General features: G+C 60.8%; 22 protein-coding genes and 1 pseudogene. 10 read left to right on the forward strand and 13 right to left on the reverse strand.

Annotation, left to right across the window (positions count from 1 at the left end; genetic code table 11):
- Positions 1–47: 47 nt before the first annotated feature.
- On the forward strand, positions 48–905 hold the full coding sequence (locus P3T25_RS44525; RefSeq protein ID WP_429363782.1) for a glycine betaine ABC transporter substrate-binding protein: 858 nt from the start codon (positions 48–50) through the stop codon (positions 903–905).
- A gap of 86 nt (positions 906–991) precedes the next feature.
- Here the strand turns inward: P3T25_RS44525 and purU are convergent, their stop codons facing one another.
- The 4 genes from purU to P3T25_RS44545 all read right to left on the reverse strand — a co-directional run bounded on the left by purU (position 992) and on the right by P3T25_RS44545 (position 3,630).
- Entirely contained in the window at positions 992–1,867 is an 876-nt protein-coding gene (gene purU, locus P3T25_RS44530; RefSeq protein ID WP_408326828.1) for a formyltetrahydrofolate deformylase, read from the reverse strand.
- A 167-nt stretch (positions 1,868–2,034) separates the two neighbouring features.
- Positions 2,035–2,334 (reverse strand): addiction module antidote protein, encoded by a 300-nt coding sequence (locus P3T25_RS44535; RefSeq protein ID WP_266259186.1) that lies wholly within the window; start codon positions 2,332–2,334, stop codon positions 2,035–2,037.
- 3 nt (positions 2,335–2,337) lie between these two features.
- The gene (locus P3T25_RS44540; RefSeq protein WP_211610447.1) at positions 2,338–2,655 is read right to left on the reverse strand and encodes a type II toxin-antitoxin system RelE/ParE family toxin; all 318 of its coding nucleotides are present in this window, start codon (positions 2,653–2,655) and stop codon (positions 2,338–2,340) included.
- 60 nt (positions 2,656–2,715) lie between these two features.
- On the reverse strand, positions 2,716–3,630 hold the full coding sequence (locus P3T25_RS44545; RefSeq protein ID WP_429363786.1) for a choline sulfate utilization transcriptional regulator: 915 nt from the start codon (positions 3,628–3,630) through the stop codon (positions 2,716–2,718).
- 151 nt (positions 3,631–3,781) lie between these two features.
- Here P3T25_RS44545 and betC point away from each other — a divergent pair, with 151 nt between their 5' ends.
- The 3 genes from betC (at position 3,782) to P3T25_RS44560 (ending at position 7,795) form a co-directional block, all read left to right on the forward strand.
- Entirely contained in the window at positions 3,782–5,329 is a 1,548-nt protein-coding gene (gene betC / locus P3T25_RS44550; RefSeq protein WP_429363788.1) for a choline-sulfatase, read from the forward strand.
- 40 nt (positions 5,330–5,369) lie between these two features.
- On the forward strand, positions 5,370–6,323 hold the full coding sequence (locus tag P3T25_RS44555) for a choline ABC transporter substrate-binding protein (protein WP_429363790.1): 954 nt from the start codon (positions 5,370–5,372) through the stop codon (positions 6,321–6,323).
- A 323-nt stretch (positions 6,324–6,646) separates the two neighbouring features.
- On the forward strand, positions 6,647–7,795 hold the full coding sequence (locus tag P3T25_RS44560; RefSeq protein WP_154560685.1) for a porin: 1,149 nt from the start codon (positions 6,647–6,649) through the stop codon (positions 7,793–7,795).
- Between the two features lie 78 nt (positions 7,796–7,873).
- Here the strand turns inward: P3T25_RS44560 and P3T25_RS44565 are convergent, their stop codons facing one another.
- Genes P3T25_RS44565 through P3T25_RS44580 form a run of 4 tightly spaced genes read right to left on the reverse strand, consistent with a single transcriptional unit; the run spans position 7,874 to position 12,524 of the window.
- The gene (locus P3T25_RS44565) at positions 7,874–8,605 is read right to left on the reverse strand and encodes an ABC transporter ATP-binding protein (RefSeq protein WP_168435708.1); all 732 of its coding nucleotides are present in this window, start codon (positions 8,603–8,605) and stop codon (positions 7,874–7,876) included.
- Positions 8,593–10,401, reverse strand: a complete 1,809-nt coding sequence (locus P3T25_RS44570) for an ABC transporter permease subunit (protein ID WP_154560684.1) — start codon at positions 10,399–10,401, stop codon at positions 8,593–8,595. The genes P3T25_RS44565 and P3T25_RS44570 overlap by 13 nt, the downstream gene beginning before the upstream one ends.
- A gap of 4 nt (positions 10,402–10,405) precedes the next feature.
- Entirely contained in the window at positions 10,406–11,305 is a 900-nt protein-coding gene (locus tag P3T25_RS44575) for a branched-chain amino acid ABC transporter permease (RefSeq protein WP_154560683.1), read from the reverse strand.
- A 25-nt stretch (positions 11,306–11,330) separates the two neighbouring features.
- Complete coding sequence (locus P3T25_RS44580) at positions 11,331–12,524, reverse strand: branched-chain amino acid ABC transporter substrate-binding protein (RefSeq protein WP_154560682.1); 1,194 nt, start codon at positions 12,522–12,524, stop codon at positions 11,331–11,333.
- A gap of 284 nt (positions 12,525–12,808) precedes the next feature.
- On the opposite strand from P3T25_RS44580, the gene P3T25_RS44585 reads away from it, so the two are divergent.
- Both P3T25_RS44585 and P3T25_RS44590 read left to right on the forward strand, forming a co-directional pair.
- A complete protein-coding gene (locus P3T25_RS44585) occupies positions 12,809–14,053 on the forward strand; it encodes a D-amino acid dehydrogenase (RefSeq protein WP_429363794.1) in 1,245 nt (414 codons plus the stop codon).
- Positions 14,050–14,826 carry a maleate cis-trans isomerase family protein gene (locus P3T25_RS44590; RefSeq protein ID WP_429363796.1) on the forward strand — a complete coding sequence of 259 codons (777 nt, stop codon included), beginning with the start codon at positions 14,050–14,052 and terminating at the stop codon, positions 14,824–14,826. Before P3T25_RS44585 ends, P3T25_RS44590 begins: the two co-directional genes overlap by 4 nt.
- 7 nt (positions 14,827–14,833) lie before the next feature.
- On the opposite strand, the pseudogene P3T25_RS44595 reads toward P3T25_RS44590, so the two are convergent.
- Together P3T25_RS44595 and fusA are read right to left on the reverse strand one after the other, a co-directional pair.
- Positions 14,834–14,935: pseudogene (locus tag P3T25_RS44595) on the reverse strand (DUF1989 domain-containing protein); the annotation flags it as partial.
- A gap of 35 nt (positions 14,936–14,970) precedes the next feature.
- Positions 14,971–17,022: an elongation factor G gene (fusA, locus tag P3T25_RS44600; protein ID WP_429363798.1), complete on the reverse strand. Its 2,052-nt coding sequence runs from the start codon at positions 17,020–17,022 to the stop codon at positions 14,971–14,973.
- 243 nt (positions 17,023–17,265) lie between these two features.
- Between fusA and P3T25_RS44605 the strand changes: the two genes are divergently transcribed.
- On the forward strand, positions 17,266–17,919 hold the full coding sequence (locus tag P3T25_RS44605) for a protein-L-isoaspartate(D-aspartate) O-methyltransferase (RefSeq protein ID WP_429363800.1): 654 nt from the start codon (positions 17,266–17,268) through the stop codon (positions 17,917–17,919).
- A gap of 17 nt (positions 17,920–17,936) precedes the next feature.
- On the opposite strand, the gene P3T25_RS44610 is transcribed toward P3T25_RS44605, so the two are convergent.
- A complete protein-coding gene (locus P3T25_RS44610; protein WP_429363802.1) occupies positions 17,937–18,542 on the reverse strand; it encodes a TetR/AcrR family transcriptional regulator in 606 nt (201 codons plus the stop codon).
- Between the two features lie 212 nt (positions 18,543–18,754).
- On the opposite strand from P3T25_RS44610, the gene P3T25_RS44615 reads away from it, so the two are divergent.
- Positions 18,755–19,996: an NADH:flavin oxidoreductase/NADH oxidase family protein gene (locus tag P3T25_RS44615; protein WP_171927154.1), complete on the forward strand. Its 1,242-nt coding sequence runs from the start codon at positions 18,755–18,757 to the stop codon at positions 19,994–19,996.
- 162 nt (positions 19,997–20,158) lie between these two features.
- On the opposite strand, the gene P3T25_RS44620 is transcribed toward P3T25_RS44615, so the two are convergent.
- On the reverse strand, positions 20,159–20,539 hold the full coding sequence (locus P3T25_RS44620) for a hypothetical protein (protein ID WP_233468880.1): 381 nt from the start codon (positions 20,537–20,539) through the stop codon (positions 20,159–20,161).
- A gap of 295 nt (positions 20,540–20,834) precedes the next feature.
- Here P3T25_RS44620 and P3T25_RS44625 point away from each other — a divergent pair, with 295 nt between their 5' ends.
- Positions 20,835–21,641 carry a helix-turn-helix transcriptional regulator gene (locus tag P3T25_RS44625; RefSeq protein ID WP_429363804.1) on the forward strand — a complete coding sequence of 269 codons (807 nt, stop codon included), beginning with the start codon at positions 20,835–20,837 and terminating at the stop codon, positions 21,639–21,641.
- Between the two features lie 91 nt (positions 21,642–21,732).
- Here the strand turns inward: P3T25_RS44625 and P3T25_RS44630 are convergent, their stop codons facing one another.
- Positions 21,733–22,392: a LysE family translocator gene (locus P3T25_RS44630; protein WP_429363806.1), complete on the reverse strand. Its 660-nt coding sequence runs from the start codon at positions 22,390–22,392 to the stop codon at positions 21,733–21,735.
- 103 nt (positions 22,393–22,495) lie between these two features.
- Here P3T25_RS44630 and P3T25_RS44635 point away from each other — a divergent pair, with 103 nt between their 5' ends.
- The gene (locus tag P3T25_RS44635) at positions 22,496–23,344 is read left to right on the forward strand and encodes a LysR substrate-binding domain-containing protein (RefSeq protein ID WP_429363808.1); all 849 of its coding nucleotides are present in this window, start codon (positions 22,496–22,498) and stop codon (positions 23,342–23,344) included.
- Positions 23,345–23,581 lie beyond the last annotated feature (237 nt).

Here is a 23,581-nt window from a genome sequence, read left to right on the forward strand (position 1 = left end):
TTCTAAATGCTCAATGGGTAGTTTGGATGGCGAACGGGAGAACGGTGATGAGACTGATCAGAAAGATATTCGTGTTGAGCGCGTTGAGTGCTGCGCTGGCGGCAAGCAGCGTGAGTGTGTCGGCCGATTCCAAGCCGACCATCAAGATCGGCTATGTGGAGGGTTGGGACGACAGCGTTGCAACCACAAATGTCGCCGCGCGCGTGATCGAAAAGCGCCTCGGCTATCAGGTGCAGCTCGTGCCGGTCGCGGCCGGTGTGATGTGGCAAGGCGTGGCGCGCGGCGACCTCGACGCGACGCTGTCCGCATGGCTGCCGGTCACGCATGGCGCGTACTGGAACAACTTCAAGGATAAAGTCGTCGACCTGGGTGCCAATTTCAACGATGCAAAGATCGGTCTGATCGTGCCGGATAACGTTGACGTGAAGAGCGTTGGCGATCTGGAGGCGAAGAAGACGGAATTCGGCTCACGCATTGTCGGTATCGATGCCGGCGCAGGCGTGATGCAGAAAACCAGCGAAGCGATCAAGGCATACGGGCTCGACTATCAACTGATGCCGAGCTCGGGCAGCGCGATGACCGCTGAACTGGCACGCTCGGAAGCGGCGAGCAAGCCGATTATCGTGACTGGCTGGAAGCCGCACTGGATGTTCGCGAAGTACAAGCTCAAATTCCTCGACGATCCGAAGAAGGTATTCGGCGAGGCGGAGCACGTGGATAGCGTCGTGAATCCCGAACTGGCGACGAAGGCGCCGACGGTCGTCGCGTTCCTCAAGAAGTTCCAATGGAAACCGGGCGAGATCGACAGCGTGATGCTGGCGACGCAAAACGGCGAGAAGCCGACGGCTGCTGCCGACGCGTGGATCAGTGCGCACGGAGATCGTGTGGATAGCTGGGTGAAGTGATTTCGTATTTCAGGTGAGTGAATTGCCGCTTGTTTTGAGCGGCAACCTCTGCAAAAAAAAACGCCGCTCTCGAGCGGCGTTTCCGTTTATTGCAGCACGACGGTCCGATCGCCGTTGATAAACACCCGTCGCTCGATAAACGCCTTCACGGCCCGCGCAAGCGTGATGCATTCGACGTCGCGTCCGGTTGCAAGCAGCCGCTCTGGACTGTATGAGTGATCGACGCGCTCCACGACCTGCTCGATGATCGGACCTTCGTCGAGATCGTCGGTGACGAAGTGCGCCGTTGCGCCGATCAGTTTCACGCCGCGCGTATGCGCCTGGTGATAAGGCTTCGCGCCTTTGAAGCCGGGCAGAAACGAATGGTGAATATTGATCGCGCGTGCCGCGAGTGCACGGCTCGTTTCGCCGGAAAGAATCTGCATGTAGCGCGCAAGGATCATCAATTCAGCGCCTGACGTTTCGAACAGATCGAGCAAGCGCGCCTCCTGTTGCGGTTTGGTATCGGCGCTGATCGGCAGATGATGGAACGGCAAGCCGTGTTGCTGCGCGAGCGGTTCCAGATCGCGATGATTCGAGCCGATGCCGACAATATCCATTTTCAGCTCGCCCATGCGCCAGCGGAACAGCAGATCGGCGAGACAGTGTTCCAGTTTCGACACCATGATCAGCACTTTCGGTCGCGTGCCGACGTCATGCATCGCCCATGTCATCCGAAAGCGCTCGGCGATCGATTGGAATTCGCGCTTGAGTGCCGCGATGTGCAGGGTCTCGTTGGTGTCGACGCCATGAAACACGCAGCGTACAAAAAAGCGCTCGCTGAGGTCGTCGTCGAAAACGGTCAGTTCGTCGATATAGCAATGGTGCCGGTCGAGAAAGCCGACGACGGCGGCAACCTGGCCCGCCGCGCTCGGACAGGCGACCGTGAGAACCAGTTGATCGGGACGGGAATCGGCGGACATGCGCTCTCCACTTAGGCAATAGGGCAACGCCGCGGGACGCGGCATGCATCATCGCAGTAGAGCAAATCAGCGGTACAGGGGGATAGAAGCTAACCGCCGTCGCGCTGGAATGGGAGCGTCAGGGGAGGTTGGGGGGAAGGGCAGCGCGCCCCAAGCGCAAATCAATCTCAGGCGTGGGCACGTGCCGCGTGCAGCTCCAGACCGAGGGCGCGGATCACCTTGATGATCGTCGCGAAGCTGGGATTGCCATCTTCGGACAGCGCCTTGTAGAGACCTTCGCGCGAAATTCCGGTGTCGCGGGCGAGCTGCGCCATGCCACGTGCACGCGCGATCACGCCCAACGCATGCGCGAGGAATGCAGGGTCGTCGCCGCCTTCAAGCAGACAGGCCTCGAAATATTCAGCCATGTCCGTTTCGGTCTTCAGGTGTTCGGCCGAATTCCACTGCCGGGTTTTGATCTTTTCCATTGTTCACTCCGATTCAAGGTTCGCCAGCATCTTGTGTGCGGCTTTGATATCTGCAGGTTGAGTCGACTTGTCTCCACCACACAGCAGGATCACCAGCACTGCGCCGCGCTGCACGTAGTAGACGCGATAGCCGGGACCGTGATCGATCCGCAGTTCGGTAATCGGCGCGCCTGCGGAATTCGTGTCGCCGGGATTACCCATCGCCAGACGGTCGATGCGGGCCTGAATGCGGCGCTTGGCGATCCGGTCTTTCAAGCCGTCGAACCAGGCATCAAATGTCTCGGTAGTGCGGATATTCAACATGCAGAAAGTGTAATCCATGGATTACATGTACGTCAACCATGGTTCACGGCCCGTCATCGCTTTTCTGAGGCGCCGCCCTCACTCAGCGTCAAGCCCACATTCGCCGAGCAGCCATTGGCGGAATGCGCTGACCGCGGGTGTCGTCGCGCGCTGCGTGACGAGCAGATAGCCGCGCTCCGTCACCACCGGCGTGTCGAACAGTTCTACGAGTTGCCCCGTGGCAAGAAGCTCGTCGACCAGTGGCGCCCAACCAAGCGCGACGCCTTGGCCCATGATCGCCGCGTGGGCCACGAGCGTAAAGCTGTTGAACGTGATGCCGCGATGTGCGGCCGGCGCATCGAGACCCTGCGCGGCGAACCAGTCGGCCCACGACAGCCAGCGCGCCGGCTGGGTAGGTTCTAGATGCAGCAGCGGCAAGCTCAACAGGTCCGACGGCGTGCGCAATTGCGGATGCGCCGCGAGAAAAACCGGACTGCACACCGGCGTGACACGCTCAGGAAATAGTTTGAGCGCGCCTCGCGCGCTCAGGTCCGCATCTTCATCGCCGAACGCAATCGCAATGTCCGCCTGATTGTGTGACGGATCGAACACGCTCTGCGACGTGATGATCTTGACGTCGACGTCCGGCATCAACGCTTTGAACTGCGAAAGGCGCGGCATCAGCCAGTAGGTCGCGAAACCGAAGTCGGTGGATAGCGTGAGAGTTTGCGGCGTGCGCCGCGCGCGGATCTCGGCGGTGGCGAGGCGGATGGTGTCGAGGGCGTTGCGCACCGCTTCGAATAGACGCACACCGTCTTCCGTCAGCGTGACGCCGCGATGGCCGCGTTCGAACAGCGGTACGCCGAGTGCCTCTTCGAGTTGCACCACGCGCTGACTGACCGCAGGTTGCGTCGAGCCCAGCTCGCGTGCAGCCGCCGTAAAGCTCGCGAGACGCGCTGCGGATTCGAACATCGTCAACGCCTGCATCGGCGGCAAGCGATCCTGCCTCGACATAAGGCCCCCTTATAGGCACATAACGATTTGCCGTCTTCACAGCAGCGAATTGGACGGCAATAGTGGTGTTCACGCGGGGACCGGCACACCGGTTTCCCGCTTGCAGCGACACCCGCACCCCTATTTGCGATTCTATTCGAGGCACGCTCCAATGCATGACACGAAACAGAATATCCTTATTCTGATGGCCGACCAGATGACGCCGTTTGCGCTTGCCGCATACGGACATCGTCTAACGAAGACTCCCAATCTCGATCGCCTCGCGAAGCAGGGCGTGGTATTCGACTCGGCATATTGCGCCAGCCCGCTGTGTGCGCCGTCGCGCTTTTCTTTTCTATCGGGCAAGCTGCCGTCCGCGATCGGCGCCTATGACAATGCAGCAGAATTTCCGTCGCAAACGCTGACGTTCGCGCATTATCTTCGCGCCGACGGGTATCGCACGATCCTGTCCGGCAAAATGCATTTCTGCGGGGCCGATCAACTGCACGGATTCGAAGAGCGGCTCACCACAGACATTTATCCAGCAGATTTCGGCTGGACGCCGAACTGGGACGATTTCGAAACGCGCCCCACGTGGTACCACAACATGAGTTCGGTGATCGACGCGGGCCCATGCGTGCGCACGAATCAACTCGACTTCGACGATGAAGTCACTTTCACCACGCGGCAGAAGCTCTTCGATATCGCACGTGAGCGGCATGCCGGCAAAGATGCACGGCCGTTCTGCATGGTCGCCTCGCTGACGCATCCGCATGACCCATACGCGATTCCGCGGAAGTACTGGGACATGTATGCGGATGAAGACATCGATCTGCCCGCGCATCGCGATTCGCTCGATGAAGCCGATCCGCATTCGAAGCGCCTGCGCCACGTGTGCGAAACCGACCGCACGCCGCCGACTGACCAGCAGATCCGCAATGCAAGACGGGCTTATTACGGCGCGATCTCTTACGTCGATGACCAGTTCGGTGCGATCCTCGAGGCGCTCGAACAGGCAGGGCTCGCGAAAGACACCGTTATCGTGGTGACGTCCGACCACGGTGAGATGCTAGGCGAGCGCGGGCTCTGGTACAAGATGACGTTCTTCGAAGGCGGCTGCCGCGTACCCTTGATCGTTCATGCGCCGCAGCGTTTCGACGCGCATCGTGTGCACGAGTCGGTCTCGCATCTCGATCTGCTGCCCACGTTAGTGGAATTGGCGCGCGGCGAACAGCCAAAAGTCTGGCCGGATTCGCTCGATGGTCAAAGTCTCGTACCGCATCTGCGTGGCACACAAGGCACCCACGGCGGCCACGACGAAGCGATCGGTGAATACCTGGCGGAAGGCGCTATAGCGCCAATCGTGATGCTGCGACGCGGGCGCTTCAAATTCATTCACACACCTGCCGATCCTGACCAACTGTACGACGTGGCAACGGACCCGCTCGAACGCGAGAACCTCGCCGCGCGCGCCGAATATGCATCACAGGTCTCAGCATTTCGTGAGGAGATCGCACAAAGCTGGAACCTCGCCGCGCTGCACAACGACGTACTGAAAAGCCAGCGCCGCCGCCGCTTCCATTTCGAGGCCACGACGCAGGGCACGGTCGCGTCATGGGACTGGCAGCCGCATGTCGATGCGAGCCAGCGCTACATGCGCAATCACATCGACCTCGACACGCTCGAAGCGATGGCGCGTTTTCCCGCTGTAACGCGCTGATGTCTCCGCTCACGATTCATCCCACCTACAGGAAGCCGACATGATGAAAAAGCTCTTCAAACAGGCTGTATCCGGCGTTGCGCTGCTGTGCGCGGCAGCCACCTTTGCCGCTGCCGCGGAACCGCAGTCCTGTACGCAGGTCAACATGGCGGGTCCCGGCTGGACCGACATCGACGCGACCAATGCGATGACCGGTGTGCTGTTGAAGGCGCTCGGCTACCATCAGAACGTGTCGAACCTGTCGGTGCCGATCACCTATCAAGGCCTGAAGAAAGGGCAGATCGACGTGTTTCTCGGCAACTGGATGCCGGCGCAAGCACCGGTCGTGAAGCCGTTCGAGGATGAAAAATCGATCGAGGTCGTGCATCCGAATCTGAGCAACGCGAAGTTCACGCTCGCGGTGCCGGACTACGTGGCGGCCGCGGGCGTGCATTCCTTCGCGGACCTTGCGAAGAACGCCGACAAGTTCGACAGCAAGATCTATGGCATCGAACCGGGGGCGCCGGCCAATCAGAACATCAAGAAGATGGTCGACGACAAGGCATACGGGCTCGGTAGCTGGAAGCTCGTCGAATCGAGCGAGACCGGCATGCTCACGCAGGTCGACCGCGCGGTGCGTGAGAAGAAATGGATCGTGTTCCTTGCATGGGAGCCGCATCTGATGAACACGAAGTTCAAGCTGACTTACCTCGACGGCGGTGACAGGTACTTCGGGCCGAACTACGGAGGCGCCACGGTCAATACCGTTGCGCGTAGCGGGTACGCCGAGCAGTGTCCGAATGTCGGCCGCCTGTTCAGGCAACTCACATTCAATGTCGATCTGGAAAACGGCGTGATCACCGAGGTGCTCGAGAAGAAGACCGGTGTCGACACGGCCGCCACCGAAGCGCTCAAGCGCCACCCCGAATTGCTGAAGTCATGGCTCGACGGCGTGAACACCGCCAGCGGCGCCAATGGCTTGCAAGCGGTGCAAACCGCACTCGGTGTGAAATAACCCCGGCATTCCTGACTACGAGGTCGCTACTCGACAGATTCATGTCGCATCCGGTCGAATCCTCTTAAATCTGGACACTTATTCTTGACCCGTCGATGCAGGCATGCAGATGATCGTATGCAGTGCCGATAGCTTCAAACAGCCTGGCCGGCTGAGTCAGTTTTGGCGGCCTGGTCAGCGTTAGTGAGCTTCAATCGTTTCAATCAGTCTCAGCCGATTTCGAACTGCCCGTCATGCGAGAAGCGCCGCGCGTTGGAAGACAGCACGCAGCAGGGATCGCTTTATCTAACGAAATACGCAGGCAAAGAGCAGGGGAGAATTAGATGAAGAAGAGAAATGCCGTTAGTCTTTCGGGACTCGCCCTCGCGGCAAGCGCGGTATGCGCACCGACGGCGGTCCATGCGCAAAGCAGCGTCACCCTGTACGGGATTCTGGACGCCGGTATCACCTACGTGAACAATGCCGGTGGCGCACACCAGTTCAAATTCGACGACGGCATTTCGTACGGCAACCGGATCGGCTTCAAAGGCGTGGAAGATCTCGGCGGCGGCCTGCAAGCGGTTTTCGTACTCGAATCGGGTTTCCACCTGGGCAATGGGCAATTGGGATTCGGCGGTGCTGAATTCGGACGTCAGGCCTATGTCGGCATCAAGAACTCGTGGGGGACATTCTCGTTCGGTAACCAGCTCGATATGACCGAAGAGTTCGTCTATCTGTACAACATCTCCGCATGGGCGAGCGGCTACGCCATTCACCAGGGCGACTTCGACCGTATGAACGGCGACCGTCTGCCGAACTCGGTGAAGTTCCTGTCCAATGATTTCGCCGGCTTCACCTTCGGCGGCATGTACTCGTTCGGCAACACCGCCGGCAACTTCCATCAGAAGAGCGCATGGAGCGTGGGCGCGCATTATGACCACGGTCCGTTCAACATGGGCCTGGCCTATACACAGTTGAACAATCCGTTCGGCATCTATGCGTTCGACCCGTACGCGATGATCGGCACGCGCACCTTCCTCGGCCAGCCGACCGTTTCCGTCGATCCGGCCACTGGCGCGGTGACGGATCTGTTTAGCTCGTCGGCATTCCCGGTGGACAAGCAAGGCGCGTTTGCGGTCGGCGCCGCCTACACGATCGGCGACCTGATGCTCACCGGCGATTTCACCTACACGACGATCAAGGGCTTCGGGCAGACTTCGCACATGCAGGTTTATGAAGGGGGCGCGTCGTATAACTTCACGCCTGCGCTTTCGCTGTATGGCGGCTATCAGCACACGAGCTTCGAAGGCAATCACTGGAACCAGGGCTCGCTCGGACTGCACTACCTGTTGTCCAAACGGACCGATGTGTATATTTCCGGCGACTATCTGCGTGCGTCGAATGGCGTGAATGCGGTGATCGGCTATAGCTTCGCGCCGTCGTCGTCGAATACGCAGTCCGATGTGCGGATCGGGATGCGGCATTCGTTCTGACGCATCTGCGGTGGGGCTGGCACTCAAGTGCCAGCCAGGCGCTGTGGATCTCGGAGCAACACCCCATCAGCGCCGGCGTCACTCCGTGGCGACAGCGCTGCCGCCCAGATAGGCTGCGCGAACCCGGTTGTCCTGTGCCAATTCGTGGGCCGGGCCCGCGAGGGCGATGCGGCCGCTTTCCAGCACGTAGGCCCGCTGCGCGATGCGCAGCGCCTGGCGCGCGTTCTGTTCGACAAGAAGGATCGACGTGCCTTCCTTGCAGATGTCGGCGATCATGCCGAAAATCGCTCGAACCAGCTTCGGCGCCAGCCCCATGGACGGTTCGTCGAGCACGATGATGCGTGGCCGCAGCATCAGTGCACGGGCGATCGCCAGCATCTGTTGCTCGCCGCCGCTCAGCGTCCCCGCAAGCTGGCTGCGCCGCTCGCCAAGCCGCGGGAACGTCTGATACACGTCCATTATTCGCTGCTCGAGTACCGCGCTGTCGCGCCGGATCAGATAGCCTCCGAGCCGCAGATTTTCCTCCACCGTCAGTGCCCCGAACATGCGGCGGCCTTCCGGCACATGACCAAGACCGAGCGCCACGATCTGGTGTGCGCGCAGTCCGGCAAGAGCGTGCCCGGCCATCACGATCTGTCCCGCACGGGGGCGAATCAGGCCGGAAATGGCGCGCAGTGTCGTGGTCTTTCCCGCCCCGTTGCTGCCGAGCAATGCCACGATCTCGCCTTCTCCGACGTCCAGCGAGATGCCATGGAGAACCTCCACGTTCCCATAGCCCACGTGCAGATCGCGTATTTCTAGGAGTCCCACAGCGATTTCTCCCCGGCGGCATCGTCGGCTGCTTCGTCGGCTTCGGCCGTGCCGAGATAGGCGTCGATCACGCGCGGGTCGGCCTGGATCTCGGATGGCGTCCCCTCGGCGATGATGACGCCGTGGTCCATGACGATGATCCGGTCTGACACGCTCATCACCAGCATCATGTCGTGTTCGATCAGTAGCACAGTCACGCCGAAATCCCGGATCCGCCGGATCAATTCCATCAGCGCGTGCTTCTCGGTCGGGTTCATCCCCGCTGCCGGCTCGTCCAGTAGCAGCAGGTGCGGGTTGCTGGCAAGGGCGCGGGCGATCTCCAGCCGGCGTTGATCGCCATAGGGCAGGTCGGCCGCGCGTTCGCCCGCGCGCGCCTCGAGCCCGACAAACGTGAGCCAGCGCAGGCCTTCTGCCGCATGATCCGCTTCTTCGGCGCGAGCGGAGGGCAACGCCAGCAATTCGGCGACGAGCGGCGTATGAAGGCGATGATCCATGCCGATCAGCACGTTCTCGAAGGCCGTCATGTTGGCAAACAGACGGATGCCCTGGAAGGTGCGCGCCATCCCGGCGTGGACGATGCGATGCGGCGCGCCGCCTGCCAGCGAGGCCCCGCGCCAAAGCACCTGGCCGCCGGTCGGGCGGATCACACCGGTCAGGCAGTTGAACACCGTCGTCTTGCCCGCACCGTTAGGGCCGATAAGGCTAAGAATTTCCCCGTTGCGCACGGTGAAGCTGATACCGCCGACCGCCTGCACGCCGCCGAAGCGGCGCTGCATGTTGCGCACCTCGAGCAGGATTTCATCGGTGACCTTTTCCCGGGGCGGCAGGGCTTCGGGATCGCCCGTACTCGCGCGCGGTGCCGCCACCCGGCGCAGCGGTGCCGGCCATAGCCCTTGCGGCCTGAGCAGCATCAGGATCACGAGCCCGATCGCAAAACCGAAGATGCGCCAGAGGTTGAGGAAACGCAGCACCTCGGGTAGGCCGGCGACGATGACTGCACCGAGTATCACGCCCGGAATGCTTCCCCGGCCGCCCAGCACGACGACGATCAGGATCGTCACGGACTGCAGATAAGTGAAGCCGGTCGGGTCGATGGTCCCGAAGCGTGCGGAGAACAGGCTTCCGGCGAGGCCGCCGATCAACGCGCCGAGGATGTACGCCAGCATTTTGACGCGCAGTGTCGGCACGCCGACGGCCTCGGCAGCCGCCTCATCCTCGCGGATACTCGTCCAGGCGCGCCCGAGCCGCGACTGGCCAAGCCGGATCGCAAACACGAGCACCAACACGAGGAACGCGATGCCCAGTTCGTAGACCGCAGCCGGCGAGCTGATTTCATAACCGAACAGGCTGGGGCTGGCGATGCCGTAGATCCCGTTTGGGCCGCCCGTGATGTTGAGATTGGTGGCAACGATGCGCGTGATCTCGCCGAACCCGAGCGTGACGATGGCCAGATAGTCGCTGCGCAGGCGCAGGGTAGGGTAGCCGATGACGATGCCGGAAGCACCGGCAAATATGAGGCTGAACGGCAGCGTTTCCCAGAACGAGAAGTGCAACAGCGTTTCCAGCAGCGCCGTCGTGTAGGCGCCGATGGCGAAGAAGGCGGCATAGCCCAGATCCAGCAAGCCGGCATACCCCACCACGATGTTCAGCCCGAGGCCCAGGATCGAATAGGTGGCGATGGTTAGGCCGACATCGACGATATAGTTGCTGGCGACAGCGGGTAGCGCCATCGCGGCGATAAGCAGCGCGACGCCGGCAGGACGAGCTCGATGCGATAACCCCTGCATGGCGCTCATAGCGCTACATTCTCTCGACGACGCGCTCGCCGAACAAACCCGTCGGTTTGATCACGAGCACGGCGATCAGGACGCCGAACACGAGCACATCGGTCCACCGCGATGAGACATAGCCCGCGCTAAAGGACTCCAGCAGGCCAATCAGGATGCCGCCCGCCATTGCGCCCGGGATATTGCCGATGCCGCCAAGCACGGCAGCGGTGAAGGCGCGCAGGCCCAGCACGAAGCCCATGAAGAAATTGATCTGCGTGTAGTAGAGCCCTTCCATGACGCCGGCCACGGCGGCCAGCGCCGAGCCCAGGAAGAAGGTCAACTGGATCAGTCGCTCGACATTGATACCCATCAGACGCGCCGCGTCCTGATCGATCGCCAGCGCGCGCATCGCGGTGCCGACGAAGGTGCGGTGAACGAAGAAATACAACGCGAGCATCAACGCAAAGCTGGCGACGATGATGCTGACCTGGGCGAACGTGATCTGTACGCCCTGGAATTCGAGTCCTGCCTGGCTGAGCACATGGGGATAGGTGTTGAAACCGGCGCCGTAAAGCAGCAGCACGCCGTTTTCCAGTGCCAGCGAGACGCCGAGTGCGGTGATCAGAATGGATAGCCGCGGCGCGCGCAACAGCGGCTGGTAGGCCACGCGTTCGATGGCGAGGCCGAGTGCGCCCGTGACCGTCATCGCGGCCACAAGGGCGATCAGCAGCGCCAGCGCGAGCGGCAGGTGTGCTGCGGCAAGCACCGTCAGACCGGTCCAACCGATGAACGCACCCACCATGAACAAGTCGCCGTGAGCGAAGTTGATCAGCCGGATAATCCCGTAGACCATCGTGTAGCCGAGGGCGACGAGCGCATAGAACGAGCCGATCGTCAGCCCTTCGATGACGAACTGGAAGAAGTTGCTCATGGCGAGGCGCGCGGCGCGACGGGGCCTATTTCATCGCCATCCAGTGCCCCGCGGCATCCTGCTTCTGGTAGGGGGCGAAATTGTCGCCGCGAACGATGATGGTGATGTACACCGCCACGCTGCGGTCGCCCTTCGGATTAAAGCCGATCGTCCCAGTTGCGCCCTGGTAGTTCGAGATCTTGTGCAGGGCGGCCGTGATCGCGGCGGGCGTCGCCGACTTTGCGTCTGCGATCGCCTTCGCCGTGACGCCGACGGCATCGTATTCGTAGACCGAATACGGTCCAGGCCCTTGCCCGTAGGCCTTTGTATAGTCGTCGACGAAGCTGTGCGCGCCGCTCAGGAACTGCGCCAGCGGCGCCGTGGTGATGATCATGTCATTGGCCGCGGGGCCGGCTGTCTTCATCAGCGTTGGGTCGTTGGTGCCGTCGCCGCCCATCAAGGTCATCTTCAGGCCGAGTTGCCGAGCCTCTTTCACGAGCAGGCCAGCTTCGGAGAAATAGCCGGTGTAGTAGATCACGTCCGGCTTCAGTGAGGCGACATGGGTCAGCGTTGGCGAGTAGTCCATCTGACCGGGCGTGATGGCGTCGTCGTAGACGACCTCGACACCGTCCTTTTTCAGGGCGGCCACGGTGTTGTCGGCGAGGCCCTTGGCATAGGTCGTGTTGTCGTTGATCACGGCCGCGCGTTTCGCGTGTAGCGAGTTTTTCATGAAACTGGCTGCAAACGGCCCCTGTTCGTCGTCTCGGCCAATCGTGCGGAACACGTTGTCGTAGCCCATCTCGGTCAGCTTGGGATTGGTCGACGCGTCCAGCACATAGGGAATTCCGGCGCGATGAAAGGTCGTCAGTTCCGGCAGCGCCGCACTGGAGCAGTACCCGCCAGCCACTGCAACGACGCCCGCGTCCACGAGCTTCTGTGCCGCCTGCACGGCAGTCTGCGCGTCGCAGGCGTCGTCCTCGGGCACCAGTTCGATCTGCTTGCCGAGCACGCCACCCGCGGCATTGACCTTGGCGGCGGCAAGCTTGGCGCCGTTGAGAATGTCCGTGCCGGCATTGGCGGAACTGCCCGATAGCGGCACGGGCACGCCGATCTTGATGGTCTGGCTTTGTGCCGGACTGGGGGCCATGCCGGCGAGCGCGGCCAGAGCCACCGATGCCGCGATTGTCGTTTGGCGCAGGACGCGACTTGCGGCCGGCCTGCCATTCTTCTGAGCAATCATGTTGGAAACTCCTTATTGTGAAAGGGATCGGAGCGATCCACCACACGGCTATCCCGGTGGCATCAGAAAACGGATGGAAACGTACGTCGCATGCAAGTTGTAATCTGCCAGTTCAACGGCCCGACTCGCGGTCTCATCGCAGCGCTACCATGAAAGCGTGTTTTTTCATGATAGAACTCGCCGCACCTTTCGCTGGTATAGGGTATCCGCGTATAGGACACCGTACAAAAACGTAGCGACCACGTTATATTGAGTAAGTGCTCTGCATGGGGCTTGAGTCAGCCATGAAAACCGTTGTGCTGGGGGGCGGAATTGCGGGCGTCACGGCCGCCTGGTACCTCGCCAGGGAGGGCCGCGAGGTGACGGTGATCGACCGCCAGCCGGGCGTCGCGCTCGAAACCAGCTTTGCCAACGCCGGGCTGGTCGCGCCCGGACATTCGTACACGTGGGCTTCTCCGCGGGCGCCGAAAATTCTGCTGAAATCGCTCTTCGTCGACGGGCAGGCGCTGCGCCTGAAGCTGAACGCGGACCCTCACATGTGGGCCTGGTGCTTTCAGTTCCTGCGCAATTGCACGGCGGAGCGTTCACGTCAGAACACCACGCGTAAGGTGCGGCTGTGCCGCTACGCACAGAGTCAACTGCAGCAACTGACCGCGGCCGAACACCTGCAATACGATCGCATCAGTCGCGGCCTGTTGTACCTGTATCGCGACGAAGCTTCTTTCGCGCGAGGCACGCAGAACATGTCGATCCTGGCGGACAACGGGCTGCCGCTCAAAACGCTCGATGCGGCGCAGGTGGCCGCGCGCGAGCCGGCGCTCGCGCATGCCCGTGACAGGATCGCGGGCGCGATTTATTGTCCAACCGATGAAAGCGGCGATGCGCATTTGTTCACCCGCGAGCTGAAGGCGGCGTGTGAGCGTGTCGGCGTGCGTTTCGAATTCGATACACCCATTAGCGCGATCGAAGCGTCCGGCGATCGGGTCGTTGGCGTGCACACGCCGACGGGCCTCATCCTGGGCGACGAGTTCGTCCTCGCACTCGGTTCCTGGTCGCCCATCCTGGCGCGCCGCCTGGGCTACCGGTTGCCGGTGTACCCGGTAAAGGGCTATTCCGCCACGTTTCCTGTCGGACCCGAGCATCGTCCGCCGGATCTGGGGGGCGTCGACGAAAACAATCTCGTGGCGTGGGCGCGTTTTGGCCAACGGCTACGCTTTACCGCGACCGCCGAGTTCACTGGCTACGACACTCGCCACACGCCCGCTGATTTCACGCAGATGCTGCAGGTCGCCCGCGAGTTGTTCCCCGACGGCGCCGACTACAGCCGCGCGTCGTACTGGGCCGGTCTGCGCCCGATGACCCCCGAAGGGACACCGCTGATCGGCCGCACGCGTCACCGGAACCTGTACCTGAACACCGGCCACGGGCACATGGGATGGACGATGTCGTGCGGCACTGCAAAACTGCTGGCCGACATCATGGCCGGTCGCCAGCCCGAACTCGACATGACAGGGATGACACTGAAATGAGCACGAAACCACTGCAGGACGATGCCTACGTCAGGCTCGAATTCGCGCTGGACGACGGCATTTGCCGGCGCGCCGCGATTGGACTGGTGGTGCTCGCCACCGACCATACGATCGAATACGAGTGGCGCAAGCTGCTGACTCAGGATGGGGTGGCTTTCTATGAGAGCCGCGTGCTCAACTCGCCGGACATCACGCCGGAGCGCCTCGCGGAAATGGACGCGCGCATCGCTTCGGCGGTCGCGCTGATTCGTCCGGCGGAGCGGATCGATGTCGTGGCGTTTGGCTGCACGTCGGCCTCGATGGTGATCGGCGAGGAAAACGTGTTCGCGCGCATCCGCGAAGCGCGCCCGGGCGTGGCGTGCACCACGCCGATTACCGCTGCGCTTGCTGCGCTACGCGCACTGGGTGTCCAGCGCGCGGCACTGTTGACGCCCTATGTGCGTACGATCAACGACTATATGCGCGACTACATCGAGGCGCGCGGCGTCGGCATTACGCGCATGGCGTCGTTCGAACATGCAAACGATAACGAAGTGGCGCGGATCGACACTGCGTCTCTGCAATCTGCTGTCGAGCGCCTTGCACGGCACCCGGACGTGGACGCCGTTTTCGTGTCGTGCACGAGCTTGCGGATCGCCGAACTCGTTCCAGAACTTGAAGCGAGGATCGGCAAGCCGGTGATATCGAGCAACTTCGCGATGGCCTGGCACGCGTTGCGACTCGCGGGCGTGGAAGACCGCGAACCTCAGCGTGGGAGGTTGTTTGCGCTGTGACTGGCGCGTGCGCTTGCTGCAACTGACGCGTGCGCGAGGCCCACATGCGCTCGCGCGGATCGTGCCGATTCCACATGTTCAGGTCGGCCACCTGCGGACCTTCTGTTGTCGTGCAGAAGCATGGGGAAGGGCACGCGCGGGCGGTCACTGCGCCGCGCCGTCGCCCTGTTTCTTGTGTTGCGACGCCATCCGCTCCTGCTGGGCGGGGGGTACCGGATCGTAGTGGCTGAGCTGGATGCTGTAGTTACCGTGCCCGCCTGCGATGGCGTTCAGCCGCGACTGATAGTCGTTGAGTTCGGACAACGGCACCTGGCCTGCGACGACCACGACGTTGCCCGCGGCCGAGCGTGTGCCATGGACTTGCCCGCGCTTGGCGGACAGGTCGCCGATAATGTCACCCATCGCGGCTTCCGGGGTCATCACCTCGATGTCCACGATAGGTTCGAGCAGGACGGGCTGAGCTTTCAGCACCGCGTCGATGAAGGCCTTGCGGCCGGCGGAAATGAATGCCACTTCCTTGGAGTCGACTGAATGGCTCTTGCCGTCGAACACGGTGACGCGCACGTCCTGCATCGGAAAGCCGGCCAGCGGCCCACTGTCGATAACCTGAAGAATGCCTTTTTCCACGGCGGGCATGAACTGGCCGGGGATGGCGCCGCCCTTGACGGCGTCGACGAACTCGAAACCCGTACCGCGCGGCAGTGGCTCCACGCGCAGCATCACTTCGCCGAATTGACCGGCACCGCCGGTTTGCTTCTTGTGGCGATGGTGTCCCTCGGCTTTGGCGCCGATGGTTTCCCGATAGGCGATCTTAGGTGGCCGCGTCACGACCTCGAGCTTGTACTGCTCGGATAGTCGCTCCAGCATGAGGCGCAGGTGCAACTCGCCCAGACCGCGCACCACCGTCTCGTTGGTGCCGACCGGGTGGTCGATGCGCAGACATGGGTCCTCCGCACTCAGCTTTTGCAGAATCTCCCAGAGGCGCTGCTCGTTGCCTCGGCGCGCAGGCTCGATCGCGAGTCCATAGATGGGTGTGGGGAAGTCGAGCGGGGTCAGGTGGATGTTGCCGTCTTCGGGGGCGTCGTGCAGCACGGCGTCGAAGCCGATCTCGTCGATCTTGGCCGTGGCGCAGATATCGCCTGGGCCGGCTTGTGGAACATCCACGTGTTCCTTGCCCTGCAGCATCATCAGATGAGCGACCTTGAACGATTGCCGCGCGTCACCGATATAGAGCTGGCTATCCCGCCTGATCGTGCCCTGATGGACGCGAAACACGGCCATCTTGCCGATGTAAGGGTCCATGACGATCTTGAAGGCGTGGGCCAATACATGCTTGTCGGCGGCCGGTTCGGCACGCACGACTTCCTGGCGGCCGCCGGCATCGCGGTAGAAGAGGGGCGGGTTGCCTTCCATGGGATTGGGCAGGAGCCGGACGAACACGTCGAGCAATTCCACGATGCCGGCACCGTTGGCCGCTGACGTGAAGCAGATCGGCACCAGATGAGCTTCGCGCAGCGCCCGCTCGAAGGGCTCATGCAACTGCTCCGGGCTGATGGCTTCGCCTTGTTCCAGGTAAAGCTCCATCAAAGCAGGATCGATCTCGACCACTTGATCGACCAGCGCATTGTGCGCCGCCGCAACAGACAGGAAGTCGGCCTCGCCGGCGGGGGTGAAAAAGCAGTCCACCACCTGGCCGCCGCTTTGCGCCGGCAGGTTGATGGGCAGGCATTCCTTGCCGAAGGTCTCCTGGATTTGCGTCAGAAGCCCCGGAAGATCGACCTTTTCGCGATCGATACCATTCACAATGATCATTCTGCAGAGCTTGCGTTTTTCCGCCCACGCCATCATGCGCCGGGTGGTCATTTCGATGCCGGTCTGCGCGTTGATGACAATGGCGACGGTTTCTACAGCGGGCAGGGCGCTGATCGACAGCCCGGAAAAGTCCGGATAGCCGGGCGTATCCAGCAGATAGATGCGGGTATCCCGGTAGTGCAGGTGGGCGACGGCGGAGTTAAGGGAGTGGTGATATTTGCGTTCGAGCAGGTCGAAATCGCAGACCGTGTTGCCGCGTTCCACGCTGCCGGGGGCGCGTAACTCACCACCCTGGTGGAGCAGGGCTTCGACAAGCGATGTCTTGCCACATCCGGCATGGCCGACCAGAGCGATGGTGCGGATGGCGTCGGGGCTGTAATGCATGGCCGCCCTCGTCCAGTAGTGGATGTGGGGCCATTATTGGCGAAAACGGACCGGTGTGCCATACGATGCCATCAGTGCGGACCCTTAAGCGCGTGGCCATCGAATACCTGATTCGTCGGGCCGCGTCGAACGCAAGGCCGATGCGCGTTCGCCAACGTCGAACGAGGCGCAAAATTGAATCGTTTGGTGGAAGCTATGCGCAGCCTGCTGCAAAGCCTGCGCGACCCTCAGACGGAGGCCACAATGATCGATTTCAGCGAAGCCCGGGAGCGGATGGTTGTACGGCAAATCGCGGGACGGGGCATTCGCGATTCCAATGTGCTATCCGCGATGCGCCGTGTGCCGCGCGAAGAATTCGTACCTGCGCAACTCCGTGAATTCGCGTACGACGATAGCGCGTTGCCCATCGCGGGCCAGCAAGCGATTTCGCAGCCCGCCATCGTCGCGCAGATGATGGAGGCGGCCGAACTGGGTCCGCGCGACTGGGTTCTCGACATCGGCACCGGCTCGGGGTATGCCGCGGCAATTGCAGCGGCAATCGTGGAGCACGTCCATTCCGTTGAGCGCGATCCGGTGCTCGCCGACTCCGCTCGCGAGACGCTCGCGCGGTTGGGCATTTCTAACGTGACCGTTCATCTTGGCGACGGCACGGTCGGTTTGAGCGACTATGCGCCGTATGACGCGATTATCGCCGGGGCTGGCGGCCCGCGTATCCCGCGGGCGTGGTGTTTGCAACTGTCGATTGGTGGCCGGATCGTGATGCCGGTAGGGCGCGAGCGTCACCATCAACGATTGATCAAACTGGTGCGGCACGGGGAACAGGATTATCACGAGTGCTGGTTGGGCGAAGTGAGCTTCGTACCGCTAATTGGTGAGGACGGTTGGGCAGATTACTAGGTAGCGGTACAACAACGCTAGAGCCGACCGGCTTCCATGAGCGCGAGCATCTGGACGGCCGCATCACCCGCACATTCGGCGATATCTTCTTCGCTGGGGCTTTTTAAACCAAGCAATGCATCGTCGAAAAGCGTGGCTTTCAGGAGTGCCGCGAAGGTTGCGCCGGCGCCGTACTTATCTCTTACTTCCCAGCCCGTGACAGGCAGCCATCGATCAAGATAGCTCGTGAACAATGCGTCGCGCGTGCCCGTCACCTCCTCGCGATAGCGGCGCGCCAGTTCGGGGAAGCGAGGTGCGTCCCGCGTGACGACGCGATAAAGGTCCAACTGCTCTTTCGAAAGAGCGTGTCGTAAATAATCGCTGCCCGCAATTGGCAATGCGACGGCCGGAGGTTCGCGAAACCAGGTTGGTTCGCCCGGCTGTGCGGGTTCTGACGCGTCAGCCGACTGTGCGCCGGAAGGCGAGCAGGCCGCCTGCATCACTGCACTGAACAGATCGTCCTTGCTCTCGAAGTGACGATATAGCGTCTTGATGGACACACCGGCGTCCGCGGCGATGCGGTTGACCGAGCTTTCGGCATAGCCGTTTTCAAGGAAAGCCCGCAGCGCGGCGTCGACGATCATCGTTCGCTTGCGCGACATCAGGGCGGCTTTCGGATTGTCGTCCGACCAGGTCTTGACCATAAGTGTCCCTCTTTTATCTGCTTGACGAATGATACGACAGCGATCACTATACAACAAACGACAGCGATCGCTGTCGTTACTGTGCCGGGTCGACTTTGCCTTTCTGGGCAAGGGCTCGGCTTACATGTGACCGTTTCCCGATGGACATTCAGATGAGTAATCCTCTTTCACAATCGTTGCGGCTGCCCAGCGGCGCGATTCTCGCAAACCGCCTCGTCAAGGCGGCCATGAGCGAAGGCATGGCCGACGCTAACAATCATTCCACGCCGCGCCTTGAAGCGTTGTATAGGCGCTGGGCGCGTTCTGGCGCCGGGCTGCTTCTCTCCGGCAATATTCAGGTGGACCGGTGGCATCTCGAGCGCCCGGGCAATATCGTGATCGACGATGACAGTGGACAGGAACAACTCGCACGGCTCGCCGCTGCGGGGACGTCGGAAGGCGCGCATTTCTGGGCTCAACTCAGTCATACCGGACGGCAGGTGCAAGACGCGATCAACACGTCACCCCTTGCGCCTTCTTCAGTGGATATCGACGTGATGCGGGGCGCCGGCTTTTCGTTCGCCACGCCGCGCGAAATGACGGAAGAGCAGATTCAGCAGGCCATCGGGCAATTCGCCTTCGCAGCCAGGAAAGTGCGCGAGGCGGGTTTCACCGGTGTCTCGTTGCATGGGGCGCACGGCTACCTGATTTCGCAGTTCCTTAGCCCGCTCGCCAACAAGCGCACGGACCGCTGGGGAGGTTCGCTTGAAAACCGCTCCCGTTTCGTGCTCGAGGTGCTGGCTGCGGTTCGCTCCGCCGTTGGTCCGGACTTTCCGGTTGCGCTGAAGCTCAATTCATCTGATTTTCAGAAGGGCGGGTTCACCAACGCCGAGTGCATCGAACTCGTGAAGAAGCTCAACGATTCTTCGCTCGATCTGCTCGAGCTATCGGGCGGTTCGCTTGAGCAGCCGAAGATCGCGGGCCTTACGCTAATGGACGAGGGGGAAGACGCACCGCGCGAAAGCACCGTCAAGCGTGAAGCCTTTTTCGTGGATTTTGCCGCCTCCGTTCGTGCCGCAGCGAAGATGCCCGTGATGGTGGTCGGCGGATTTCGCACGACGGCAGCCATGATCGAATCGCTGGAGCGTGGTGAACTGGATGTCATCGGGCTCGGCCGTCCGATCATTGCCGATCCTGAGATTCCGAAACGCATTCTCGCTGGTGAAGTTGATCGTGCGCTTAGTCCCGAGGCTGCGCTCCATCCGTTTCATCTTCTGCCATGGAATAACATGCAGCTTGAGCGTCTGGCAGACGGGCTCGACCCGGATCTGTCGCTGGATGGTGCCAATGCCGTGGAGCAGTTCACGGAGATCGAGACTCGCAACATAACCGCATTGCTGAAGCATCGCGCTTAAGTCATTGTCAGATCTGGAGCCACCGGTTTTCCGTATCGCGTCATCGAGCGGCGCGTGAAGCTTGCATCGCGTTTTCTGCGGAGTTGCAGCATCGCCCGAACACCGCCTCGCATCAAGGGGCGTTCGGGAATACTGCCAGGACAGACTCAGTCAGGTGTACTGCTATTTGTACTCGACCAGCACTTCGCGGTATGGGTTGCTACCCTCGTTGCGTGCCTTGTGCGTCGCGGGGACCTTGGCGCCCTTGCCGATTTCGGACAGCACTTCCAGATACCCGTTCTCGCATTTGAGTGAGTAAATCGCGCCCGTCGGCACTTCGAAGATGCCGAGGTCCCCGCCGTTTTCGTCGAAGATATGCAAGGGCGCACCTTCGATCGCGTACCACATGTATGAAAGCGTGTGGGTATGTACCGGCGTTTCCTCGCCTGGAGCGAGAACGAAGTTCCATACAATGACTTTGTCATTCTCAAATACCTTTTCACTGCCGACACCAGCCATGATCGTCTCCTTGAGTGTGCGAATGTAGCGAGAGGCATCCTGCATTGCAGCAAACGCCATTCACGTTCGGACTTCAAAACGTGTTGGTCGGCCGTCAGGCCGTACTTCGATAGCTGCGGTGCAAGAGGGCCTGTACGCAGAGTAGGCGAATGTCCCACTTGTAGAGGCTCCGGCCGTATGCAGACTTGTCACAGACAAGGCCGATTTATCATTCCGTATGGTGACTTTTTTGCGCGATGCGGCCGAGACACTGCGAACGCTTTGAATTCATCAGGACGGCAGGAGGCATTACATGTCGGAACCTTTACGAATCATTCACGGGCCGTTCGGAAGGGTGGCGTTGCTGCTGCTGGACAAGAGCATGGTCCTCCATGCACATCGGGTTTCTCACGTCATCTTCAAGGAAGGCGGTCCTGACATCCAGTTCGGGGTCCGCAATCGTGAGTATGTTTTGTCAGACAAGAACGTGCTACTCGTGAATGCGTGGGAGCCGCATTTCTATGAGCATCGCCCACAATCGCAGTCGACGGTGCTGCTCGCACTTTATCTCGAGCCGGATTGGTTGAGGGATGTCGACCGGCGTTTCGCGTACAGTATTCATCCCCGGTTCTTTCCGAGTTCTTCCGTGCTGTTGCAGGGGAAGCTCAGCCGTCTTCATTCTGACCTGCTCGATATTCTGACTGACCGTGAGGGCCGGTCGCTTGAAGCGGTCCAAGGGCTGATCGCCGAGATGACAGGCGAACTGGTCGGCAAATCGCCCCAAGGGAACGTACTTTCAGCAGCCGGACTCGTTGGCGGTATCGCGTACGACATCAGGATTCGTCGTGCGATCGAAGCAATGAAACAGGCGATGGGCCTTACACCCGACTTCGACGATCTTGCACAACGGGTTGGGCTATCGCGTCCGCATTTCTTCCATCTATTCCACAAGCAGACAGGCATGACGCCCGCGACTTTCAGCAGCATGCTGAGGATGGACCTGTCGATCGAAAGTGTTTCGCAGCACGAAATGGCACTTCGGGATATCGCGCTCGATCTGGGCTTTGACTCGCCGGGAAATTTCACGCGTTTCTTTGTTCGTCAGCAAGGCGTGACACCCAGCCAATACAGACGCAGCGTTCAATATGTCGCCGGGGAAGGGCGGTGACAGAGCCGGGCGTAGCGGTCGCTCTCGACCTGACGCGAGGCGTAGCTCTATATCGACGATGCCCCACCTCGCGTGCTCGCCGCAAATCTATTCAGAGAGCAGCAATCAGATGATGCCAAACCTTCAATGCATCGATGGTCATATGTGCGCCGAGGGCAACCAGAACAACGCCCATAGTCCAGCGTTGAGCCTGCAGGAGTCCCGGGCGACTGGAGAGGAACGTCGCCATGCTCCCAGAGCAGACCGCCACGAAACCATTGACGGATGCGAACGCGACAATCAACGACGAACCGAGCACGAGCGATTGCCTGAGAACGCTGCCGTCCTGGTAGTTGATGAATTGCGGCAGCAGGGACAGAAAGATCATCGCGAGCTTGGGATTCAGCAGACTAGTCGTTGCGCCCATCGCGAAGAGCCGGCGAGGTTGTTCGCGAGGCAACTCACGAACCTCCAGGGGAGAGCGGCCACCAGGCTTCACAGCCTGCCATGCCAGATAGAACAGATACGCAGCGCCCCCTGCGCCCAGAACGCTGCCTGCATAAGGCACGCTCAGGAAAAAGGCGGTGATGCCGAACGCTGCCCCAAACATATAGAAGAGGTATCCGAGCATGACGCCCGCAAGCGAAATAAGCCCGGCCGTGCGTCCTTGCGCAATCGAGCGCGACATCACGTAGATCATGTTCGGCCCCGGTGTCACAGCAAGCATTCCGCCGACCGCCAGAAATCCGTAAATCGAAACCGTACCGTGCATTTTCCCGGGCTCCCCCAAGTGCTCATCGGTCGTAGTATCGCTTTGATGCATACTCCAGTAAAACGCATTAAACTGAATCTATTACTCAGATTTTCTGACTAAAGTGAAAAAACTCGATCTGGACGTGCTTGAAATGTTGGTGGCGGTCGCCGATACAGGATCGTTTGTTCGAGGTGCGGAGTCCGTGCGTCGGTCGCCGTCGGCGGTGAGCATGCAGATAAAGGCGCTTGAAAAAGCGCTGGGAAAACCGCTCTTCGTGCGAAGCACCCGCAACGTAGCGATTACCGCAGAGGGCAAGACGCTCCTGGACTATGGGCGTCGAATGCTTGCGATGCGCGAGGAAGCATGGGCGTCGGTAGTTCGCCCGGAGATGAAGGGCCGCGTAACCATCGGTGTTCCTGACGACTACGCTTCATCGTTGCTGCCGCAGGTTCTGGCAAAGTTCGCGGTTGCTCATCCGCGTGTGGAAATTCGGGTGATCGGTTTGCCAAGCAGTGAGCTTGTTCCATTGCTTAAAGACAACACGCTCGACCTGGCTTGTTTCACGAAAACAAGGGGCGTCGCGGGCGAATTCATCCGATTCGAGCCAATGGTGTGGGTCGGGTCGCCAGCAAGAAAAGTGTGGAAAGAGCGCCCGCTTTCGATTGCCGTTTTCGCACATGGCAGTACTGCGCGTGCCCACGCCATCAGCGCGCTCCAGCGCGAAAATATCAAATACCGGATGTCCTACGAAAGCCCGAGTTTGTTGGGCCTTATCAGCATGGTCGAAGCAGGGCTCGCGATCGCACCTCTTGCAAGATGCAGCGTACCGGCGCACCTCGTTCAGCTATCACAGAACGAAGGGCTGCCGCCATTGAATGACCTCGAAGTCGTTTTGGCCCGCAGTGCGCGGTCTAGGCGACCGCCTTGCGATTTTCTTGCTGAACAGATTCTGGCTGATTTGAGGGTTTGAAGCGGTCGCTCGATGGCCGAATCGCCACATTAAAAACGCCGATTGTCTGCGCTTTACCGCTGTGTCCCTGTAAGCGTGAACACACCTTCATGCCAGATGTTTGGCGTGATGGCGTCGTCGAGTACTTGTTGTTTGACATAATATAAATTATCAACACTTTTGGTATGTTCTGGGCCGTTGCTCAGCGCACGGCCTCACGACGTTACATACCGCAACCGTGACATGCGCATATGGTAG

This window comes from Paraburkholderia sp. GAS32 (assembly GCF_050434225.1).
GTDB lineage: Bacteria > Pseudomonadota > Gammaproteobacteria > Burkholderiales > Burkholderiaceae > Paraburkholderia > Paraburkholderia madseniana.